Source organism: Xanthobacter flavus (assembly GCF_017875275.1).
Lineage (GTDB): Bacteria > Pseudomonadota > Alphaproteobacteria > Rhizobiales > Xanthobacteraceae > Xanthobacter > Xanthobacter flavus_A.
Window position 1 is genome coordinate 4,638,099 of the sequence record NZ_JAGGML010000001.1, and the last position, 21,361, is coordinate 4,659,459.

General features: G+C 60.0%; 14 protein-coding genes and 4 pseudogenes. 11 read left to right on the forward strand and 7 right to left on the reverse strand.

The features are described 5' to 3' along the window. A complete protein-coding gene (gene rfbC, locus J2126_RS21890) occupies window positions 1-582 on the reverse strand; it encodes a dTDP-4-dehydrorhamnose 3,5-epimerase (RefSeq protein ID WP_209488909.1) in 582 nt (193 codons plus the stop codon). A gap of 90 nt (window positions 583-672) precedes the next feature. Further along, window positions 673-1,988: pseudogene (locus J2126_RS21895) on the reverse strand (UDP-glucose dehydrogenase family protein). A gap of 227 nt (window positions 1,989-2,215) precedes the next feature. Between J2126_RS21895 and J2126_RS21900 the strand changes: the two are divergent. Then, window positions 2,216-3,361, forward strand: coding sequence for an AGE family epimerase/isomerase (locus J2126_RS21900; RefSeq protein WP_209488910.1), 1,146 nt, complete (start codon window positions 2,216-2,218; stop codon window positions 3,359-3,361). A 21-nt stretch (window positions 3,362-3,382) separates the two neighbouring features. On the opposite strand, the gene J2126_RS21905 is transcribed toward J2126_RS21900, so the two are convergent. Further along, window positions 3,383-4,837 (reverse strand): mannose-1-phosphate guanylyltransferase/mannose-6-phosphate isomerase, encoded by a 1,455-nt coding sequence (locus J2126_RS21905; RefSeq protein ID WP_209490469.1) that lies wholly within the window; start codon window positions 4,835-4,837, stop codon window positions 3,383-3,385. Window positions 4,838-5,006: 169 nt separating this feature from the next. Between J2126_RS21905 and J2126_RS21910 the strand changes: the two are divergent. Continuing rightward, window positions 5,007-5,267, forward strand: a pseudogene (locus J2126_RS21910) (transposase); the annotation flags it as partial. A gap of 85 nt (window positions 5,268-5,352) precedes the next feature. On the opposite strand, the gene istB reads toward J2126_RS21910, so the two are convergent. Both istB and istA read right to left on the reverse strand, forming a co-directional pair. After that, window positions 5,353-6,213, reverse strand: coding sequence for an IS21-like element helper ATPase IstB (gene istB / locus J2126_RS21915; protein WP_209488911.1), 861 nt, complete (start codon window positions 6,211-6,213; stop codon window positions 5,353-5,355). Next, complete coding sequence (istA, locus tag J2126_RS21920) at window positions 6,210-7,478, reverse strand: IS21 family transposase (RefSeq protein WP_209488912.1); 1,269 nt, start codon at window positions 7,476-7,478, stop codon at window positions 6,210-6,212. Before istA ends, istB begins: the two co-directional genes overlap by 4 nt. Before the next feature lie 130 nt (window positions 7,479-7,608). On the opposite strand from istA, the pseudogene J2126_RS21925 reads away from it, so the two are divergent. From J2126_RS21925 to J2126_RS21960, 8 genes and pseudogenes are all read left to right on the forward strand, one after another. Next, a pseudogene (locus J2126_RS21925) lies at window positions 7,609-8,463 on the forward strand (IS3 family transposase); the annotation flags it as partial. Between the two features lie 454 nt (window positions 8,464-8,917). Beyond that, window positions 8,918-9,928, forward strand: coding sequence for an NAD-dependent epimerase/dehydratase family protein (locus J2126_RS21930; RefSeq protein WP_209488913.1), 1,011 nt, complete (start codon window positions 8,918-8,920; stop codon window positions 9,926-9,928). 76 nt (window positions 9,929-10,004) lie between these two features. Beyond that, complete coding sequence (locus J2126_RS21935) at window positions 10,005-10,991, forward strand: NAD-dependent epimerase/dehydratase family protein (RefSeq protein ID WP_209488914.1); 987 nt, start codon at window positions 10,005-10,007, stop codon at window positions 10,989-10,991. A 28-nt stretch (window positions 10,992-11,019) separates the two neighbouring features. Next, a complete protein-coding gene (locus J2126_RS21940) occupies window positions 11,020-12,147 on the forward strand; it encodes a hypothetical protein (RefSeq protein ID WP_209488915.1) in 1,128 nt (375 codons plus the stop codon). Between the two features lie 26 nt (window positions 12,148-12,173). Further along, on the forward strand, window positions 12,174-13,361 hold the full coding sequence (locus J2126_RS21945; protein ID WP_209488916.1) for a glycosyltransferase: 1,188 nt from the start codon (window positions 12,174-12,176) through the stop codon (window positions 13,359-13,361). Continuing rightward, window positions 13,319-14,410, forward strand: a complete 1,092-nt coding sequence (locus J2126_RS21950; protein WP_209488917.1) for a glycosyltransferase family 4 protein — start codon at window positions 13,319-13,321, stop codon at window positions 14,408-14,410. The genes J2126_RS21945 and J2126_RS21950 overlap by 43 nt, the downstream gene beginning before the upstream one ends. Before the next feature lie 424 nt (window positions 14,411-14,834). Beyond that, entirely contained in the window at window positions 14,835-16,139 is a 1,305-nt protein-coding gene (locus tag J2126_RS21955; protein WP_209488918.1) for a UDP-glucose dehydrogenase family protein, read from the forward strand. An 814-nt stretch (window positions 16,140-16,953) separates the two neighbouring features. Then, window positions 16,954-18,051, forward strand: a complete 1,098-nt coding sequence (locus J2126_RS21960) for a polysaccharide pyruvyl transferase family protein (protein WP_209488919.1) — start codon at window positions 16,954-16,956, stop codon at window positions 18,049-18,051. On the opposite strand, the gene J2126_RS21965 is transcribed toward J2126_RS21960, so the two are convergent. Next, the gene (locus J2126_RS21965; protein WP_209488920.1) at window positions 18,025-19,008 is read right to left on the reverse strand and encodes a nitroreductase family protein; all 984 of its coding nucleotides are present in this window, start codon (window positions 19,006-19,008) and stop codon (window positions 18,025-18,027) included. The two genes, J2126_RS21960 and J2126_RS21965, sit on opposite strands and share 27 nt — an antisense overlap. Before the next feature lie 727 nt (window positions 19,009-19,735). Between J2126_RS21965 and J2126_RS21970 the strand changes: the two genes are divergently transcribed. After that, window positions 19,736-20,383 carry a TylF/MycF/NovP-related O-methyltransferase gene (locus tag J2126_RS21970; RefSeq protein ID WP_209488921.1) on the forward strand — a complete coding sequence of 216 codons (648 nt, stop codon included), beginning with the start codon at window positions 19,736-19,738 and terminating at the stop codon, window positions 20,381-20,383. Between the two features lie 195 nt (window positions 20,384-20,578). On the opposite strand, the pseudogene J2126_RS21975 reads toward J2126_RS21970, so the two are convergent. Then, a pseudogene (locus J2126_RS21975) lies at window positions 20,579-21,361 on the reverse strand (IS3 family transposase); the annotation flags it as partial.

Below are 21,361 nucleotides of genomic sequence, written 5' to 3' on the forward strand. Positions count from 1 at the left end.
CTACCTTTCGCTCGCCGTGCCCTGATAGGCGAACGGGCTGTCGAAGTCCTTGAGGCGCGGCAGGATGCGATCCTTGTCCGAGAGGATCTTCTCGCCGTCGCCGCAGGTCCAGTCGATGGCAAGGTCGGGATCATTCCAGATGATTCCGCGCTCGCTCGCCTGATCGTAGCCCGCGTCCACCTTATAGGCGACGCGCGTGTCCGGCGCGAGGGTGCAAAAGCCGTGAGCAAAACCCTGAGGAATGTAGAGCTGCTCGCCCCCCTCGGCGGTGAGCCGCGCCCCCACCCATCGGCCATAGGTCGGCGAGCCTTTGCGCACATCCACCGCAACGTCATAGATGGCGCCGCTCAGCACCCTCACGAGCTTGGCCTGTGCGAAGGGAGGCGCCTGCATGTGCAGGCCACGGATGGTGCCCGTCTCGGCCGACAGCGACTCGTTGTCCTGCACGAAGTCCGCCCCGATGCCGTTGGCGGCGTAGCGCGGCTTCACATAGGTCTCGCAGAAATAGCCGCGGGCGTCGCCGAAGCGGCGCGGCTGGACCAGGACGACATCCGGGATGGCAAGCGGAGTGAATGCGGTCATGGCATGGCTTCTAATGGGTTTTCGGTCGATGGGAAACCTGGGAGAAGTTGGGTCGCAAGGCGGCCGGTAGCCGGGTCGCGGCAGAAGGTCTCAGCCGGGCGACAGCTCACGCCCCACGCTCGAATAGTCGAAGCCCAGCGCAGCCATTCGTCGGAACGGTAGATGTTCCTCAGGTCCACCACCACCGGCTGACCCATCAGCGCGCGAATGCGCTTCAGGTCGAGGGCGCGGAAGGCGTCCCACTCGGTAACGATGACGAGGGCGTCCGCGCCCGTCGCCGCCTCGTAAGGGCTGTCCACATAAGTGACGTCAGATAGCACCAGCCGGGCCTGCTCGACGCCTTCGGGATCGTGGGCGCGCACGATGGCGCCGGCATCCTGCAGCGCGGTGATGATGGCGATGGAGGGGGCGTCCCGCATGTCGTCGGTGTTGGGCTTGAAGGTCAGGCCGAGGATGCCGACTGTCCGCCCGCGCACCGAGCCGCCGAGCGCCTGGATCACCTTGCGGGCCATGGCGCGCTTGCGCTGGTCGTTCACCGCCACCACCGTCTCGACGATGCGGGTGGGGGCGCCGTGGTCCTGCGCGGTCTTGATGAGGGCGAGGGTATCCTTGGGGAAGCAGGAGCCGCCATAGCCGGGCCCGGCATGCAGGAACTTCGAGCCGATCCGGTTGTCGAGACCGATGCCGCGCGCCACGTCCTGGACGTTGCCGCCCACCTTCTCGCACAAATCGGCGATCTCGTTGATGAAGGTGATCTTGGTGGCGAGGAAGGCGTTCGCCGCATACTTCGTGAGCTCCGCCGTGCGGCGGGAGGTGAAGAGCAGGGGCGCCTGATTGAGATAGAGCGGCCGGTAGAGGTCGGTCATCACCTGCTTCGCGCGCTCGTCCTCGGTCCCGACCACAATGCGGTCCGGCCGCTTGAAATCGGTGATGGCCGCGCCCTCGCGCAGGAATTCGGGATTGGAGACCACGGCGAACTCGGCGTCCGGCCGCAACTCGCGGATGATGCGCTCCACCTCGTCGCCGGTGCCCACCGGGACCGTGGATTTCGTCACCACGACGGTATAGCGGCGGATGGCCCGGGCGATGTCGCGCGCCGCCTGGTAGACGTAGGACAGGTCCGCATGGCCATCGCCCCGCCGCGAGGGGGTGCCGACCGCGATGAAGACGGCCTCCGCCTCCTCAAGCGCGCCCGCAAGGTCGGTGGTGAAGAACAGGCGTTCGGCGGCGACATTGGTGGCCACAAGCTCGCTGAGGCCCGGTTCGTAGATCGGGATTTCCCCGCCCTTCAGCGCGGCGATCTTCGCCGTGTCCGTGTCCACGCAGGTGACGCGGTGGCCGAAGTCAGAAAAGCAGGCGCCGGAAACAAGGCCCACATAACCCGCACCAATCATTGCAACTTGCATGTAGCACCCATGAACCTCAACCTGGAGCGTCACCCCGGACGACGCAACGCCGATATACAGGACGATGCTGCGGCTTCAATGACAGCCGGCTGACCAATATGGGCTCGCGTCCGCCCTGCCTCTGCGCGATGTGGCAAATTGTCCATCCCCGGAGACAATCTCCGAGCCTTCTTCGCACTGCGGCAAACGCCGCGATATCCTCGCGTCAGGCTGCTGGGAGTAGGGTAATGGCGTTGATGGAAAGCGAGGCCCGCTGGGCGCGGGAATGGCTGTTCGACAAGGCGCTGCCGCTGTGGTGGGAGCGCGGCGCTGACAGCCGGGGCGGCTTCTATGAGAAGATCGGGCTGGACGGCCAGCCTGTTTCCGCCCCGCGCAGGCTGCGGGTCCAGGCCCGGCAGGCCTATGTCTATGCGGAGGCCGGTCGTCTAGGCTGGGAAGGTCCATGGCGCGCGGCGGCCGAGCACGGGCTCGGCTTCTTGCTGGCTCGCTACCGCAGGCCGGACGGGCTGTTCCGCACCCTCGTCTCGGCCGAGGGCGCGCCCCTCGACGATACCGTGGATCTCTACGATCAGGCCTTCGTTCTCTTCGCGCTGTCCCAGGCCCATGCGATGGGGCTGGGCGATGGGACGCTGGTTGACACCGCGCGCACGCTGATTGCGACGCTGAAGTCCGAGCACGCCCATCCCGAGGCCGGTTTCGAGGAGGCGCAGCCCCGCGCGCTGCCGCTGCGCTCCAATCCTCACATGCACATGCTCGAGGCGAACCTGTCGTGGGTGGCAGCGGGCATCGACGCGCCGTTCGCTGATGTGGCTCGGGAGATCGTGGCGCTCGCGGCGCGGCGCATGATCGATCCCGAGACCGGCGCTATCGGCGAATATTACGACGGCGACTGGCGTTTCGCGCCCGCGCCCGATGGCGGCGTGCGCGAGCCCGGTCATCAGTTCGAATGGGCCTACCTGCTGGACTGCGCCGGCCCGCTGCTGGGTGAGGACCGGCACGTCGAGAGCCGGCGCCTTTATACCTTCGGCGATCGCTTCGGCATCGATCCCGCGCGCAGCGCTGCGGTGTTCGCCCTCGATGCGGCGGGTGCCGTCATCGATCCGCGTGCGCGCCTCTGGGCGCAGACGGAGCGCCTGCGCACGGCCCTCGTCTTCGCAGAGGCGGCCGAGGAGGGGGAGCGCGCGCCGTTCATCGCGGCGGCGCAGGAGGCCTTCGCGGTCACGCGGTCCTATCTCGACGTAGGGGTGCCCGGCCTCTGGCGCGATCAGCTTCTGGCCGATGGCAGCTTCGTGGATGAGGCCGCGCCTGCCTCCTCCTTTTATCACATCGTGACGGCCTTCGCGGTGCTGCTGAGGGTGGGCGGGGCGGCCTGACGGCGCCACGCCCGAGTTGCCTCAGGCGCGCTGGTAGATGTCCTCGAAGCGGTGGATATCGTCCTCGCCGAGGTAGGAGCCGGTCTGGACCTCGATGAGTTCCAGCGGGATCCGCCCAGGATTGGCGAGCCGGTGGACGCCGCCGATGGGGATGTAAGTCGATTCGTTCTCGTTCACCGTGAACTTGCGTTCCGCGAGCGTCACCTCGGCGGTGCCGCGCACCACGATCCAGTGCTCGGCGCGGTGGTGGTGCTTTTGCAGGGAGAGCACGCCGCCCGGCTCCACCACGATCTTCTTCACCTGGAAACGGTCGCCGCGGCAGACGGTCTGGTAGGTGCCCCACGGACGGTGGATGGTCAGGTGCTCGTCCACCTCGTTCCGTTTGGCGGACTTCAGGCGGGAAACCAGTTCCTTCACATCCTGGCTGCGGTCGGAGGGCATCACCAGCATCGCGTCATCGGTGGCGATGACGGAGATGCCGTCAAGGCCGATAGCGGCCACCAGCGGCCCCTCGGAGCGCACGAACGAATTGGAACTGTCGAGAAGAGTGACCGCGCCGATCGTGACGTTGCCGTCTGCGTCGGCGTTGCCAATCTCGTGAAGCGCATCCCAAGAGCCGACGTCCGACCAGCCGAAGCTGCCGCGCACCACCGCGGCGTGGCGGGTACGCTCCAACACCGCGAAGTCGATAGACTTGGCGGGCGAGGACTTGAATGCCACCGGGTCTAGCCGTAGGAAGCCTAGGTCCGAAGTGGCGCCAGCGACGGCGGAGCGCGCCGCATCGGCTATCGCCGGCTCAAACAATTCCGCCTCGCCCATTAGGAGGCCGGCGGGAAAAAGGAAGTTTCCTGAATTCCAGAGGTAGCCGGCTTCCAAGTAGCGTTTCGCGGTCATGCGGTCCGGCTTTTCCACAAAAGAATCCACCTCGAAAACGCCGCGATCGTCCAATTGCTTGCCGACGCGTATGTAACCATAGCTGGTGCGCGGCTCGGTTGGTTCGACCCCGAAGGTCACAATATTGCCTTGCCGTGCGACAGCGGCACCAATTACAACGGTGCTCCGGAAGCTCTCCGGATCTAGCACCACATGGTCCGAGGCGAGGGCAAGCACCAGCGTGTCGGGCCCGTAAGTCTGCGCCACATAGCAGGCCGCAGCGATGAGGGCTGGCGCGCTGTCGCGCCGGGCCGGCTCCAGTATTACGGTGGCACGGATGCCGATGGCAGATGCCTGTCGCTGGGCGAAGAAGCGGAATTCCTCGTTCGCCACAACGACAGGATCGGCGAAGAGGGGACCGGGAGCTGACCGCAGCAACGTGTCCTGGTAAAGTGTGTTTTTGCTAGCGAGCGGCAGGAACTGCTTGGGCAGGCTGGTGCGCGACAGCGGCCACAGCCGCGTCCCCGTTCCACCGGCGAGGATGACGGGGACGATCAAGTCATGTCCACCCGCCCCCGAGTTTCCTGGGACAGAACTCGGCATCGCCTTCACCTCATCTTTGTCCATGCTACGTTCTCACATCACATTTCGCCCGTCCATGGCGCCCATTTTTGCCAAGCTGCAAGGCCTCTGATCTGATCCCCGAAAACTGGATCGTTCGGAGTTAGAGTTTTCCGCACTGTCACCCCTTGGCTGGGAGGAGCGGAAGACGATGAAGGCATCGAAATTTTCAGAGGCCCAGAAGGCGTTCATCCTAAAGCAGGGCGCTGATGGGATGCCGGTGGCGGACATCTGCCGCCGGGCCGGCATCAGCCAGGCGACCTATTTCAACTGGAAGAAGAAGTACGAGGGGATGGCGCCGCTGGAGATGCGGCGGCTGAAGCAGCTTGAGGACGAGAACGCCAAGCTGCGGAAGCTGGTGGCGGATCTGTCCCTGGACCGGGAGATGCTGCAGGACGTCATCCGCCGAAAAATGTAAGGCCTGTCAACGGGCACCGAAGTTTCCCCGGATGTGGGCTTCCAAAATTCCCTACCTGGCAGGGTTTTGGTTTCGGGGATCAGCCGACGTCGTGATCGGGCTGGATCCTCCCTGGCGGACGGCCGCGGCGTTTGGGCGCCGGCGGCGGATTGATGAGGGCCTTGGAGCGAACATGCTCGGGAACGAGGTCGGCATGCTGGCGCAGCCGGTAGCTTGAGCCCTCGATCTGGATGACGACGGCATGGTGCAGCAGCCTGTCCAGGAGCGCCGTGGCGACGACGGGATCGCCGAAGACCTCGCCCCATTCGGCGAAGCCCCGGTTCGAGGTGAGGATCATGGCGCCCTTTTCGTAACGGGCGTTGACGAGCTGGAAGAACAGATTGCCGCCGCCGGGCACGACCGGCAGATAGCCGATCTCGTCGACGACCAGCAGCGAGGCGCGGCAGAGATAGCGGATGCGCTCGCGCAGCGTCCCGTCCTTCTCGGCCTTGGCAAGCGAGGTGATGATGTCGGCGAGCGTCGAGAAGGCGACGCTGCGCCCAGCCTTGACAGCCTCGACGGCAAGAGCTGTCGCGAGATGGCTCTTGCCGGTGCCAGGCGGCCCGAGCAGATGCACGACCTCGGCCCTGTCGATGAACTTCAGCTCGGCCAGCGCCAGGATGCGATTGCGATCGAGCGAGGGCTGGAAGCTGAAGTCGAAGCCGGTCAGCGTCTTGATCGCCGTCAGCCGCGCCATCATCAGCGCGGTCTTCACGCGCCGGTTCTCCCGGACCGTCAGCTCCTCGACGAGCAGGGTGTCGAGCGCCTCGATGCCGTCGATCTCGCCTTGCTCGATGCGACGGAAGGTGGCGTCGAGAACTTCGAGCGCCCGCGGCATCCGGAGCGCCACGAGGTTCTTCTTGATGCTGTCGAGTGTGGTCATGGCGGGATGATGGTTCATGGCCGCTCTCCCGGGCCCGAGGCCAGGCGCTCGCCGATCGCCTGGTAGAAGGCCAGCGAGCGTCGAGCGACATGATCGCCGCGTCGGCCGATGATGACGTCGCCGGCGTGGCCATGCCGCATCGCCCATGCAGGCGCGCCCTGGCGATGAGCCGGATCGATCCGATACTGCCGCCGCCCTTCGATGAGCGGATGGGATGCGACGAGGCGGCCGCCATCGAGGATGCGGATCATGTCGGGAAGCTGATGGACCTCGACGACGCGCCGCGTCCGATCGGGCACGCTGTAGTAGTTCCCGCCGATCGAGACGAGGCCTTCATGGCTGACGCGGCGTTCCAGCTTGAGCAACGCGTCGAAGGGCATGACCGGCAAAGGCTGCAGGTCGAGCTGTTCTGAGGCAAAGGCCTCCGAGACGATCTTCTGCGTCGTGGCGTGCAGACGAACGTTGGCCACGTTGCCGAGCCAGTCCTGCAATTGCGCGTTCAGATCGTCGAGATTGCGGAACGAGCGCGCCAGGAAGAAGTCCTTGCGGATATAGCTGAAGGGGCGCTCGACCTTGCCCTTCGTCTTGGCCCGATAAGGCCGGCAGGCGCGTGGATAGAAGCCATAATGCTTCGCCAGCGCCAAGAGGGACCGGTTGTAGATGATGTGGCCCTGCTCATCCTCGCCGGTTACCGCCGTCTTCATGCGGTCGTAGAGGATCTCGATCGGCACGCCGCCGATCGCGGCAAACGCGGCCATATGGCAACGCAGCAGAGTTTGCAGATCCTGATGCAGCCCAAAGCGGGCGACGATGTGCCGGGAATGGCCCAGCACCATCGAGAACAGCCAGATGATCCGGGTGATGCCGGGCTCGTCCTCGAACACAGTGACGAAGCGCGCGAAGTCGACCTGGGCCTGATGGCCGGGCGGCGTCTCGAAGCGAACCTCGAAAGGCTTGGGTCCGTCGCTCGGGCGGATCGCTGCCACGAACCGCTTCACGGCCGTATAGGCGCCGGTGTAGCCGCGCTCGCGCAACTCCCGCGTCAGGCGTGTCGCCGTCAGCTCGGGGAAGGCCGCGATCCGCTCGCGCACATAATCGAGATAGGGCGTGATCTTGTTGGGCCGGCCAACCTGGCGCGGCCCGTAGGCCGGCAGCTCCAGACCCCGCTCGATGTATTTGCGGATCGTCTTGGGATCACGCCCCGTGCGACGAGCGATCGCCGTCACGGACAGCCCCTGGCGGTGAAGATCCAGGATCATCATCAGTTCTCCAAGCTGGACCACCGCCGCCCCCTGCCGTTCCTACGGCGGGCATCATCGACGACAGGTGGAAAGCCTGAAGCTGCGGGGCGCGCCCCGCAGCTTCAGGCAAGGACGCCAGCCAGGGAATTTTCGGCGCCCACTTTCAGGGAGAATTCAACGCCCAGCGACAAGGCCTGGTCGCAAGCGCGAGCTCGTCGATGCGGTGCGCAGCGAGTGGCAGGTGTCGATCCGGAGGGCCTGCGCGGTCCTTGAGGTGGACACCTCGACCTATCACTACAAGCCTCATCGACCCGACCAGGCCGGCCTCGCGGCACGGATCAAGGCGATCTGCGAGACCCGCGTGCGCTACGGCTATCGACGGGTCCAAGTCCTGCTCAGACGGGAGGGGTGGCATGTCAACCAGAAGCGAACCCGTCGGATCTACAACGAGTTGGGCCTTCAGTTGCGCAACAAGACGCCGAAACGCCGGGTGAAGGCGAAGCTGAGGGAAGATCGGGCTCCGGCGACGCGTCCGAACGATGTCTGGGCGATGGACTTCGTCCACGACCAACTCGCCACCGGCCGCAAGATCCGCGTGCTGACCGTGGTCGATACCTTCTCGCGGTTCTCGCCGGTGGTCGATCCGCGCTTCAGCTATCGTGCCGAGGACGTGGTCACGACGCTGGAGAAGGTCTGCGGGCGGGTGGGCTATCCACGGACGATCCGGGTCGATCAGGGCTCGGAGTTCGTCTCCCGGGATCTCGACCTGTGGGCCTATGCGAGGGGCGTCACGCTGGACTTCTCCCGGCCGGGAAAGCCCACCGACAACGCCTTCATCGAAGCCTTCAACGGGCGCTTCCGAAGTGAATGCCTGAACACCCACTGGTTCCTGACGCTTGCTGACGCCGCCGAAAAGATGGAGGCTTGACTCAGATACTACAACGAGGATCGGCCGCATGGGGCCATCGGCCATAAGCCGCCGATCACATTGCAGAACTCCGGCGGCGTCCCCAGCCCACCGCCGTGAGCCGTGCCGGAAACTCTAACTTCCGGCGGTCCAACGAATGGTCTCGGATCAACCGTGCCGGAAACTCTAACTTCCGGCGGTCCAACGAATGGTCTCGGATCACAATGGGCCAGAACGAACTTCAAGCTGGATTAGCTAGGAGGGGCAACGTCAAGAGGCGGCCTTTCGGACAGCTGAGGCTTGATTTTGCGCGGCAGGACAGGTAGCGAAGACGGGGTCCTTCGCACTTGCGAAGGGACGATTGGAAAGACCCGGCGATGGGACACACGAACCTGACTAACACCGGCCCAATCCCCCAATGCCAGAATGGCGCTTTTAACGAGCCGTTGTTCCTATCCTTCACGCGTTCCGCGCTCTCACACGGCGTGATTCCGCGTGGTATTCGAATTTTTGCCTCCACCTTCCGGCCGGCAATTTTTCCACGCGCCGTTTTAGCGCACTGATGAGATCCAGCATGCGATTTCTGATCACTGGCACTGCCGGCTTTATCGGTTTCCACCTCGCCAAGCGACTGCTCGACGATGGTCATTTCATCGTCGGCTACGATGGGATGACCGACTATTATGACCGTCGTCTTAAGGAAAGTCGCCACGCGATCCTGCGTCGCTCCAATGGTTTCCGCGCCGTCGAGGCGCGGCTCGAGGACATAGATAAGCTCACAGAGGCCGCATATCTCGCGGAGCCCGATGTGATAGTCCACCTCGCCGCCCAAGCCGGAGTACGTTATTCAATCGAACACCCGCGCACCTACGTTGATTCCAACTTGATCGGCACTTACAATATACTTGACTTGGCAAAGATAATAAAGCCCAAGCACTTGTTGGCTGCGTCCACCAGCTCAATCTATGGCTTCAATGAAAAAATGCCTTTTGCCGAATGCGACCAAGCTGACTGGCCTATCACTCTTTATGCGGCCACAAAGAAAGCTACGGAGGCCATGTCCCACTCCTACGCGCACTTGTGGGGCATTCCGACAACCTGCTTTCGATTTTTTACTGTATACGGTCCGTGGGGGCGCCCGGACATGGCGCTGTTCAAGTTCGTAAGCGCCATTCTGTCCGGCAAGCCCATCGAAATTTATGGTATGGGCGAGATGCGGCGCGACTTTACGTACGTGGACGATTTGGTGGAGGCAATTGTGCGCCTCGCAATATTACCGCCCGTGATGGGAAAGCCCGCCCAAGCCGAGGGAGTGTGTGACTCGCTTTCCCGCATCGCGCCGTGGCGTGTGGTAAACATTGGCGGCGGCCAGCCAGAAGGGCTCCTCAACTTCGTCGAAGCCATCGAGAAGGCGATAGGCAAGCCGGCAGAAAAGATCATGCTCCCCATGCAGCCAGGTGATATGCGGGAGACTTTCGCCGACCCACGCCTCCTGGAGGCTCTGACGAACTACCGGCCATCGACGCCAATCTCTGTCGGAATACCCGCTTTTGTTTCTTGGTACCGCGAATATTTCGGCAAGTAGCACGCGGTTAGTTGCTACGAGTAGTCGACCCGCGCCCCGGCGAGCGTTGAAACGGTTCCTTCAAGAGGTTGTAGGCATGTCCGTGCAGACCGAACAACTCGCCGCGATCGTCTTCGGCGGTGCAGGCTTCATCGGCACACATCTGCTGCGCCATCTCACACAGACGGGCCGCTACAAGCGCATTCTCTCGGTTGACATCAAGGACCCAAAATGGCCGGTCGACAGTGTAGAGTACGTCAATGCCGACGTGCGCGGGCCCATCGATCTTCCGAACAACCCGCATGGAGCAGAAATCTACAATCTTGCTGCTGTTCACACAACTCCAGGACATGAAGATTGGGAATATTTCTGGACTAACGTCCTCGGCGCCAGCAACGTGTGCAAGTATGCCAAGATGATAGGCAGCTCTTATATTGTTTTCACATCTTCCATTTCTATTTATGGGCCGACCGAGGCGCCAGTAGATGAAAAATCGAAGCCCGCGCCGAACTCGGCCTACGGTCGTTCTAAACTTCTCGCAGAGGGCATTCATGGGGCTTGGCTCGAGAACGGGTTGGCCAACCGCCTCGTCGTGGTTCGTCCTGCTGTGATCTTCGGTCCCGGAGAAGGCGGTAACTTCACACGCCTTGCAGACCTTCTTTCTAAGGGACGTTTCGTTTACCCAGGGCGTCGCGACGCGATTAAGTCATGCGGCTACGTGGGCGAACTCGTGCGCTCCATCGAATTTGCACGTGGACTTGGCAGACGCGAATTCGTTTATAATTTCGCTTATCCCGCCCGGACCACTACTGAAGAAATATGCCGAAATTTCTCTGAGATAGCCGGATTTCCGCCTCCAAAACTCACTATTTCCCTCAAATTAATGCTTGCCGCAGGAGTCGTTTTCGAGGTGCTCTCGGCTTTTGGCCTCAAAACTTCGATAAACCGCGCGCGTATGCGCAAGCTAGCACACTCCACCAACGTCCTGCCCACCGCCCTTTCAGAGGCGGGCTATTTTTACGAAACTGACATCAAAATAGCGCTGGCGCGATGGAAAATGGCTTCCAATGGCAACTTCGTGTGATGTCGTTCTCTGCTAAGGGACACGCCTCATGACTTTCGCGCGCTGCGTTTCGATATTTAGCTACCATCTTTACTTTCAACGCCGACGTGGAGGCATGCACTGGGTCTGCGATTCGCTTCGCAAGGCGGGGTGGGACGTGCGCTTTATCACTTGTGACTACAGCCTTTTAACACTACTGAAAGGCGATAAGCGCACCGCCTACGGTGAAGTAAAAGGCATCAACCGGCTCGAGCGAGTAACGGCGGACCTTTCTGTTGGCGTAGTGTTTACACCCTTCCACCCTGTGGGTCGCGACCGTAACATTCCGCTCAAGCTCATAGATAAACTTACTAGCACCTATCCCCAACCAAAGGGCGGCGTCGTGCGGAAGTTCGCGCACGGCTCCGACCTCGTGATTGTCGAAAGCTGCGGCGCGTTAATGATGGTAGACGATATACGGCGCGCCACGGACGCTCCCATTGTTTATCGAGTGTCTGACAACATGCGTGTCGTGCGTCCTGTGCCAAGCTTGCTCGCCGCTGAAGCGCGGGCGGTCGGCAAAGCCGATGCGGTCAGTCTAGCAAGTGAACACCTCGCGCGTTCCTTTCTCGGAAGAGGGAGGGTGCAATTCGATCCTATGGGCCTCGACAAGGCGCGGTTCGATGCTGCTACCAAAAATCCCTACCCCGATGACGGTCGACCGAAGGTTGTCATCTCCGGCAGCTCAAGCCTCGACCACGCAGCCTTGGAGACAGCTGCGCGCAGCCTAACCGATTTCACTTTTATCCAGTTCGGCGCGGCTGATCGCAAAATAGATCTCCCGAATCTGGAATATCGGGGCGAGGTCCCGTTCGACGACCTCGTGCCCTACGTGAAGTTCGCTGACATAGGATTCGCGCCCTATCTGGTGCGGCCTGGCTTCGAATATCAGGCCGAGCATTCGAACCGGCTACTACAATATGTCTACAGCGGCCTTCCGAGCGTCGTACCGATGGAGCTCGCTTCGCCGCAGAGGCCTCACTACCTCGGCTACGACTCAAGGAACGATGCCAGCATTGTGGCGGCTTTCCACGAAGCACGGGCATTCGACCGCGCGCTCGTGCCCCGCGACGAAGTGATTGACTGGGATCAGGTCGCCGCGCGCCTCGCTGCGGTTGAGCGTCAGCTTGTCTATTGAATGCAGATTTCAGAGGAAGCGGAAGCATGCGGATCGTCCACGTCCTCACCCGGCTCCTCCGCGCGGGCTCGGAGGAGAACACCCTAGCATCATGCCACTCACAGGCTGCGATGGGTCACGAAGTGCACCTCGTGCATGGCCGGGACTTTGACTCTCACTATTACGACCGGCCTATGGCCGGAATCGTGCTTCACAAGGTGGACAGTTTGGTCCATCCTCTCGCTCCTGTGTATGATGTTCGAGCGTTTCGCGAGCTCGTGCTGCTGTTCCGCAGACTTAAGGCCGACATAGTCCATACCCACCAGAGCAAGGCTGGTATCGTCGGGCGTTTCGCCGCTCAGGCTGCCGGTGTGCCGCACATTGTGCATGGCGTGCATATTGTACCGTTTGTCAATGTCGGTAGGGCGCAGCGGACGATCTACATAGCCGCCGAGAAGTCGGCAGCGCTTTTCACCGCAGCTTTCATAGACGTTTCTCGGGGTGTCCGCGATCTTTGCGTCGAGGCCGGGGTCGGCCGCCCGGAGCAGCACCATGTCATCCATTCTGGTTTCGATCTCGACCGCTTTTTCGGCGCGACTCCGCCCGAAGATTGGCGTAAAATCCTGGGTATTGGACCAGATGTGCGGCGCCCTCCGGTTGTGGTGATGCTCGCGGCATTAGAGCAGCGCAAGCGTCATTGCGAATTTCTCGACGTATTCCCGCGGGTATTAGCTTCCCATCCAGACACAATCCTGGTCATGGCGGGCGAAGGTCCACATCGCGAGGCGGTAGAGGCCAAGATCAGAGCGCTCGGGCTTGAAGCCAACGCACGGCTTACGGGCTACCGCACCGACCCTCACCGGCTCATCGCTCTCGGGGATCTCTGTGTCCTAACCTCAACTCGCGAGGGCCTACCTCGCGTAATCATGCAATATGTGGCCGCGGGCCGCGCTTGCGTTGTCAATGACATTCCCGGCATCGACGAGGTGATTGTTGACGATTACAATGGAATCATTACACCCGCTCACGACATGGCTGCAACGGCTAACGCCATTTCAGACCTCCTTTCGGACCGTTCAAAACTCGCCCGGCTTACCGCGGGCGCGGAATTGACCGACTTGTCGTCTTGGCGGGTTGAGTACATGTGCGCACAAATCGAAGAGGTTTATCGCGGTCTCATGGGGGGAAATTCATGTTATCCCAAGACAAGCTCTACGTCAACGGCCGCTTCTTAACGCAGCCCTTGTCGGGTATGCAGCGCTATGCGGAGCAGCTTTGCGGCGCCCTTGATGCGCAGTTCGCTGCTGATCCCGCTCTCGCAATTCGCTACCGGCCCGAGGTACTGGTCCCAACCGGGTCGCGGCGTGAGCACAGCTGGCGCGTGCTAAGAGTGCGCGAGGTGGGTCAACTGAGAAGCCATGTTTGGGAACAAACCGAACTCGCCTTCGCGGCGCGCGATGGGATTCTGGTAAACCTCATTGCCGCGGGTCCGCTCCTCCATTCCCGCTCGATCCTCGCCTTGCACGACGCTGCCGTGTTCGCCCATCCGGAACACTTCTCGAAATCTTATCGTGCTCTGCATCAAGTCCTCCGCCCGCGCCTTGCGCGTCGAGCCGTACGATTGGTCACTATCTCGGAATTTTCCCGCCGCGAACTTTCGAAATGGCTTCGCATACCTGAGGGGGCTTTCACAATAATTCCGGACAGCGCAGAGCATATCCTTCATGTGGAGTCGGACACGCGCATCCTCAGCAGGTACGGCCTTGAGCCGCATCGTTACGCGCTTACGGTGGGCAACCAAACCCCCAACAAGAACATCGCGCTTGCGTTGCGAGCCTTTGTGCAGGCGTCGCCGGAAGGCTGGCAGATCGCGGTGGCGGGCGGCGGCGCCTCCCATATCTTCGCCGAGTCGGAGACGGCCGATCACCCCGCTGTACGCAAGGTCGGACGGGTTACCGACGAGGAGCTACGTGCTCTCTACGAGAATGCCGGCATGTTTCTTTTCCCCTCCCGATATGAGGGGTTCGGCGTGCCCCCCTTGGAGGCGATGTCGCTCGGCTGCCCGGTCATATCGTCGAATGCTTCTGCTATGATAGAGGTTTTGGCGGACGCGGCCTACTACTTCCAGTCCGACGACAGGGGCGATCTTGCTCATGCCATCGCTAAAGTAGCAGAAAACGCGACACTTCGGGCCGATTTGGCCGAGCGCGGGCTTGCGCGGTCTCGACAATACACCTGGCGTAGCAGTGCAGAGACTCTCTTAGACCTGATAGGAGCGGTGTGAGATCAATACTTTGGCATCGCGTCGTCTGACTTATTTACCTGGATCCGTGCCACGTATAAGTCCGATGATTCGATTAGGACAAGACAATACTGCGCAGCATTGTAAGGCCGCAGCAGATCATCTCGGTGTAAGAGAAACGGGAGGCTGAATGAGGGCCGGCGACTTGTGCCGTAAGGAGGGGTTCTCGGAGGCCACGCTCTCCGAGTTCAAGGCTAGGTGGGGCAACGTCGACCTTCGAGACGGCAAGGCTGCGCCCCGCTTGAAGAGGAGAACCGGCGGCTGAATAAGCTGCTCGCCGAGCAGATACGCGACAATGCGGTGCTGCATGTGTTTCCGCAAGGTTCAACTGCTCGGACGTATGGGTAGCCGCTCGTGGGGGGCGTAGCCCGCGAGCATGTGGTGGTCACCTTACTGGAGGATTTTCATGCAAGTTGCAATGATTGGTGCGGGTTATGTGGGCCTTGTTTCCGGCGCCTGCTTTTCTGACTTCGGCCACCGCGTCACCTGCGTGGACACGGACACGGCGAAGATCGCCGCGCTGAAGGGCGGGGAAATCCCGATCTACGAACCGGGCCTCAGCGAGCTTGTGGCCACCAATGTCGCCGCCGAACGCCTGTTCTTCACCACCGACCTTGCGGGCGCGCTTGAGGAGGCGGAGGCCGTCTTCATCGCGGTCGGCACCCCCTCGCGGCGGGGCGATGGCCATGCGGACCTGTCCTACGTCTACCAGGCGGCGCGCGACATCGCCCGGGCCATCCGCCGCTATACCGTCGTGGTGACGAAATCCACGGTCCCGGTGGGCACCGGCGACGAGGTGGAGCGCATCATCCGCGAGTTGCGGCCGGACGCCGAGTTCGCCGTGGTCTCCAATCCCGAATTCCTGCGCGAGGGCGCGGCCATCACCGATTTCAAGCGGCCGGACCGCATTGTGGTCGGGACCGAGGACGAGCGCGCGAAGCAGGTGATGACCGACCTCTACCGGCCGCTCTATCTCAATCAGGCGCCCCTGCTCTTCACCTCCCGCCGCACGGCGGAGCTCACGAAGTATGCGGCGAACGCCTTCCTCGCCACCAAGATCACCTTCATCAACGAGATCGCCGATTTGTGCGAGAAGGTGGGCGGCAACGTCCAGGACGTGGCGCGCGGCATCGGTCTCGACAACCGGATCGGCTCGAAGTTCCTGCATGCCGGGCCCGGCTATGGCGGCTCCTGCTTCCCCAAGGATACCCTCGCCCTCATCAAGACCGCGCAGGACCACGGCGCCCCCACCCGCATCGTCGAGACGGTGGTGGCGGTGAACGACCAGCGCAAGCGCGCCATGGCCCGCAAGGTGATCCAGGCGCTCGGCGGCTCGGTGCGCGGGCGGACAGTCGGCATCCTCGGCCTGACCTTCAAGCCCAACACCGACGACATGCGGGACGCCCCCTCCATCGCCATCATCACCGCGCTGCAGGATGCCGGCGCCATCGTGCGCGCCCACGATCCCGAAGGCGTCGAGCAGGCCCGGCTGGTGCTATCTGACGTCACTTATGTGGACAGCCCTTACGAGGCGGCGACGGGCGCGGACGCCCTCGTCATCGTTACCGAGTGGGACGCCTTCCGCGCCCTCGACCTGAAGCGCATTCGCGCGCTGATGGGTCAGCCGGTGGTGGTGGACCTGAGGAACATCTACCGTTCCAACGAAATGGCCGCGCTGGGCTTCGACTATTCGAGTGTGGGGCGGATTTGAAACGCACGACGTTCAATAAGTACCCATTTTAAATTGGCTGGCTTCGGAGGACTGTTCGACGAGCACTTCGTCTCCTTTTATTCCGAAGCCGTTCAAACCAAATGATGGTGCCCATGCAACCTCGAGCTTTCTCCTTATCTGAGGGAGGGCGAGCGAAGGCTGAAGACAGTGCTCTACGGACAGATGGTGCCACCAAACTAAAGGGCAGAGTCGGCGTGATGCAACATTTGGAGGGCGGCAGCTCCGTTCCCAGCGGATCTAGTTGAGGAGGATACCCCGGCTCAGTCAAAACGATGCCCCCCCGCGCCAAGACCGCAACGTCCTAGAAAATCTGCGCCCATTTCTAAAACAAACCTCATCTAGATAGGTCATCAACAGGGAGCTCCACATCAGTCCAGCTCGCTCAATACGCCGCGTATTTGCATTTCAAATCGACGAATATTCGCGTGAGCGTTCAAATTAAAAATCCGCCGAACATCAACCCCATTTTCCCCGAGTTACAGTTCTTAACACGCGCCAAATGAAAAGATAAAAATTTAATGAACATGCATACTATCTGCGGCTGCTCAATCTCTATGGTACTATTTGCGATCCGCGCGCTAGTACATCGCGCCAATTTGCAAAATTATTGAAATTGATTATCGAAATCACACAGCTAGCGTCGCGAGTGAATCCAGCGAAATTAGACTACGTCCATAAAATAATTTAACGAAATTAAAACTAGCGCGCAAGACATTTTCAATTGACAAAGTAAATTTATAATTATATCATTAAGGGCATGCAATCGGTGTGTGTCAAGCGAGGCGGTATTTCGATGAAGGCGGCAATTCTCACATTTCATTGTACACCAAACTATGGCGCCACTTTGCAGTGTTACGCGCTGTTTCGCTTCATCGAGGCGGAGGGGTGGGCGGTTGAGGTGATTAATTATGTGCCTCCCCACAATCTGATGCAGTATTTTAAATCGTTGTTTCTCGGCCGGCGGCGATCATTTGGGAACTTTGCGCGCGTTCGCGCTTTTGAGAAGTTTGTAGCATCGCATATTAAGTTGAGTGGATCTCCAATATTTTCATCGTCGAGACTTACCAGTCTCGACGACAGGTACGATATTGCATTCACGGGTTCAGATGAGGTCTGGAAAGTAGATTCTATGAGGAAGTTGGATACGAGTTTTTATCTATCTTTTCTAAATCCGCGTAGAACTCGTATCTGCTCCTATGCGGCGAGTGCGTCAACGGTAACTGATCTGCGAAAATACACCGATATCGTCTCCAATCCCCTCAAGAGGTTTCACGCAATTGCGGTGCGCGATCCTTCGACTGCCGAGATGGTCGAAGACCTGGTTGGTGTCCGTCCTATAGAAGTCGTTGACCCAACGCTAATCTGGGACTTCAATACAGAGAATTTTCCGCCTATCCGGACTGCGCCGTATGTCGCAGTGTATGCTTGGCTATCTCCTTCACAGATGGCCGCGACTCGTGCCTTTGCAAAGCGCCATGGGCTCGAGGTAGTCTGCGTCGGATGTCGTAATTCAGCTGCAGATGCTAGCATTATAAATATTGGCCCCGCGGAATGGTTGCGTTTAATTAAAAACGCATCGGCTGTGGTTACTGACTTCTTCCATGGTATCGTTTTTTCGTTGATTTTTGAACGGCCGTTCTACGCCCTCATAGAGCCTAAGAAGCGAATGAAGCTGGAGCATGTTCTGCACCTTGCCGGCATTCCTGAAATGATTCACGAGGGTATTGGATCACTTGCAAAGTCCAGCTTGGAGGATCTAACCCCAGACTGGAGCCTGGTTCGGATGAAACTTGATCCTCTTCGGTCCTCTTCGCAAAATTGGCTGAAAGATCAGCTTGCAGCTGCGGGAAAAGTAAAAACAAAATCAGGTGCGTTGCTTGATTTCACTTAGGACCTCGGAAAGAGGCCGTCGTGGAGACGCAGCAACGGTGAATTCTGGAAGCAAGTGACCAACAGCGATCATCATGATAATTATCTCCTCCTCGGGTAATTCCAAAAGGTGTCGTAATTTACGGTCTTGCCTCGGACTCGAAGACCAATTGAGCGGGCAGCTCCCCAGTCCAACATAAGTTAAAGCGTAGATTAGGGTCATGGCGAAGAGCCCGCCGTCCACCCAGGCTTGGTTTCTTTCTCTTCCGCCTCGGAACACCTCAAGCGAGCAAGTCACAATCAACAAGGTGCGAATTTCTTCCGAAAATCCACGGGTACCGCCCTGAATTTCCAGCGCTTCATGCAATGCCTCGGGATCACGCAAAATATACACGCGCCCACCCTGCCGATTGCAGACCGACGGCGTGCGAAGAGCGTGAGCTACTGACTCTTCCAGCAGCGCTTGATCCACAGGTTCAGCCGAGAACATCCGCGTGCTGTGACGAGCCGCCACGAGATTCGCGAAATCGCCGCGCGCACTAGCGACGATATGTTGCCGACTAAGGTGAAGGACAGCGGAGTGGGGCGTCACCGAGGTCGCCCCATTCGCAATCTCATGCACATACGCAAGTGTTGGGGGAATTTCAGCCCCGACTTTCTCATGATACCGGACGTACGTATCAGCCGCAGAGCGAGCCATCCTCAAACCCACAGCGTCTTCAGCCCAGCGCCGGAGGATTGCCTCTCGAACTAAAATATGGAGTTCGGAGAACGCTGCGCTGCCGAATCCCGGCCGCACATGGGGCATACTGAGTCCTTTTTCGATCGAATGCGATTTCTGAAGGAGTCTTGCTTGTAGCTGATGATCAGTCATCCGCCTTGAAGCGCGAGAAGAATAGACAATGTATTTTTTCAGATCGCTCATATAATATAAGAATAACTTTGCGAAAAGCAGTGGGAAGCGGATAAAGTTAATCATTGCGCATCTCCGTTGCATTCATTGTGCTTATGATTCAATCGCATTTTCCGCATTCTGTTTAGCTCATTCGCTTTGCAAATCATCTGATTATGGGTGTCGCGAGTCGCGCCTTGGTACTTGGTGCGTTATGCGGTCACTATTTGTCGAACCGCGTGGGGGCCGACGGACTGCAGCTGCATTCAGTCTTGTCATTCACGCAGTTCCGTCCGATGTCACCCGATGTGCGCACCAACGCGCAACGTATGGGGACAGGTCGCGTACGCTCAGGAGAAGTGGGATCAGCACGCTGTGATCTCCCTTTCCACAAAAGGACTGGAAGCGACTGCACGCTCCGTCCCGTCCGAACTGCTGGAGCCAAACTCTGAGCGTCGCGCCAGAGCCCGTATTCCAATTGCATCGTTCAAGACTATCCTTGCGGTTGCGCGCGCCCATCATAGAGAATTCCAGTGAACATCCAGAGCTACATTGGCATATTCCGCCGATGTCGCAAAGTGCGCGGCACAATATGAAATCTCGCGTCGAAACGCCGCATTGGCTGCTTGACAATTAGGGCGAAGCTTTCCAACTCGACCTTGGGCGCTAAATCGAGGGTTGCGAAATGCACGCAGCGCGACCATGTATGGTGTCGTATGAAAGGGTAGTTCGTGCCTTCATTTTTCAGTCTGGCAAGCGCTGGCGCTATTGCCTATGCTGACCGTCCTCAGAAATCAGAAAAAGGCAGAGACTGATGTCACTCGCAAGCAGAGCCCGAGCCCTCGTGAAATATGCCGCTGCACCCGTCATTTTTCGGTATCCGCCTGTAGGCCTCCAGCCGGAGCGTCTAGCAACGTATCTATCTGGCCTGCTTGCGCGCAAGGGTCTACCCGGAGATATTGCCGAGATCGGATGCAATGTTGGGGGGACAGCTTCCGTTGCCAATCGAATGCTGCGTCGACAGGGTTGGACGGGGCGGTATATTTGCTACGATACCTTTGGCGGCTTCGTTGATAGCCAGTTTCAGACAGATGTTGGACTTGGGACTAGCCGCAACCGCCGCCTTATGTTTGACGCAAACTCTGAAAGCCTTGTTCGGCGCGTTCTAACTATTCATGGATCGCCCGAGGTGGAACTTGTGAAAGGTGACATCACGACGGTCTCCGACCAATTCTTGTCGGAAAGTTATTCTGCTGTCTTACTTGATGTTGATCTCAGCGATCCAACCTATGAGGCGTTGAAACGTTTCTGGCCGAGAGTTGTCCCTGGAGGAGTCATCTATGTTGATGATTGCCCTGACGGCTATGATTGGAAAGCGCGCGAAGGTTACGTTCGTTTTTGCAATGAATTTGGGCTACCTGAGCAATATGAATATGGCCTAGGTGTACTCAAACGTTCATGATAAATGGAGTTTCGATTTGCGATGTCGCTGAACTGAGTGTGTGATCTGATCTCCCGAAAACTGGATCGTTCGGAGTTTCGGTTTTATGCATTGTTGATCCGAGACCATTCGTTGGACCGCCGGAAGTTAGAGTTTCCGGCACGGTGATCCGAGACCATTCGTTGGACCGCCGGAAGTTAGAGTTTCCGGCACGGCTCACGGCGGTGGGCTGGGGACGCCGCCGGAGTTCTGCAATGTGATCGGCGGCTTATGGCCGATGGCCCCATGCGGCCGATCCTCGTTGTAGTATCTGAGCCAAGCCTCCATCTTTTCGGCGGCGTCAGCAAGCGTCAGGAACCAGTGGGTGTTCAGGCATTCACTTCGGAAGCGCCCGTTGAAGGCTTCGATGAAGGCGTTGTCGGTGGGCTTTCCCGGCCGGGAGAAGTCCAGCGTGACGCCCCTCGCATAGGCCCACAGGTCGAGATCCCGGGAGACGAACTCCGAGCCCTGATCGACCCGGATCGTCCGTGGATAGCCCACCCGCCCGCAGACCTTCTCCAGCGTCGTGACCACGTCCTCGGCACGATAGCTGAAGCGCGGATCGACCACCGGCGAGAACCGCGAGAAGGTATCGACCACGGTCAGCACGCGGATCTTGCGGCCGGTGGCGAGTTGGTCGTGGACGAAGTCCATCGCCCAGACATCGTTCGGACGCGTCGCCGGAGCCCGATCTTCCCTCAGCTTCGCCTTCACCCGGCGTTTCGGCGTCTTGTTGCGCAACTGAAGGCCCAACTCGTTGTAGATCCGACGGGTTCGCTTCTGGTTGACATGCCACCCCTCCCGTCTGAGCAGGACTTGGACCCGTCGATAGCCGTAGCGCACGCGGGTCTCGCAGATCGCCTTGATCCGTGCCGCGAGGCCGGCCTGGTCGGGTCGATGAGGCTTGTAGTGATAGGTCGAGGTGTCCACCTCAAGGACCGCGCAGGCCCTCCTGACGTT

Excerpts from the sequence above, each read along its gene's own strand:
- J2126_RS21945 (WP_209488916.1), top strand. The coding sequence starts at position 12,174 with ATGCGGATCGTCCACGTCCTCACCCGGCTCCTCCGCGCGGGCTCGGAG.
- J2126_RS21900 (WP_209488910.1), top strand. The coding sequence starts at position 2,216 with ATGGCGTTGATGGAAAGCGAGGCCCGCTGGGCGCGGGAATGGCTGTTC.
- J2126_RS21970 (WP_209488921.1), top strand. The coding sequence starts at position 19,736 with ATGTCACTCGCAAGCAGAGCCCGAGCCCTCGTGAAATATGCCGCTGCA.
- rfbC (WP_209488909.1), bottom strand. The coding sequence starts at position 582 with ATGACCGCATTCACTCCGCTTGCCATCCCGGATGTCGTCCTGGTCCAG.
- J2126_RS21950 (WP_209488917.1), top strand. The coding sequence starts at position 13,319 with ATGTTATCCCAAGACAAGCTCTACGTCAACGGCCGCTTCTTAACGCAG.
- J2126_RS21940 (WP_209488915.1), top strand. The coding sequence starts at position 11,020 with ATGACTTTCGCGCGCTGCGTTTCGATATTTAGCTACCATCTTTACTTT.
- J2126_RS21965 (WP_209488920.1), bottom strand. The coding sequence starts at position 19,008 with ATGATTAACTTTATCCGCTTCCCACTGCTTTTCGCAAAGTTATTCTTA.
- J2126_RS21930 (WP_209488913.1), top strand. The coding sequence starts at position 8,918 with ATGCGATTTCTGATCACTGGCACTGCCGGCTTTATCGGTTTCCACCTC.
- J2126_RS21935 (WP_209488914.1), top strand. The coding sequence starts at position 10,005 with ATGTCCGTGCAGACCGAACAACTCGCCGCGATCGTCTTCGGCGGTGCA.
- J2126_RS21905 (WP_209490469.1), bottom strand. The coding sequence starts at position 4,837 with ATGCCGAGTTCTGTCCCAGGAAACTCGGGGGCGGGTGGACATGACTTG.
- istB (WP_209488911.1), bottom strand. The coding sequence starts at position 6,213 with ATGAACCATCATCCCGCCATGACCACACTCGACAGCATCAAGAAGAAC.
- J2126_RS21960 (WP_209488919.1), top strand. The coding sequence starts at position 16,954 with ATGAAGGCGGCAATTCTCACATTTCATTGTACACCAAACTATGGCGCC.
- J2126_RS21955 (WP_209488918.1), top strand. The coding sequence starts at position 14,835 with ATGCAAGTTGCAATGATTGGTGCGGGTTATGTGGGCCTTGTTTCCGGC.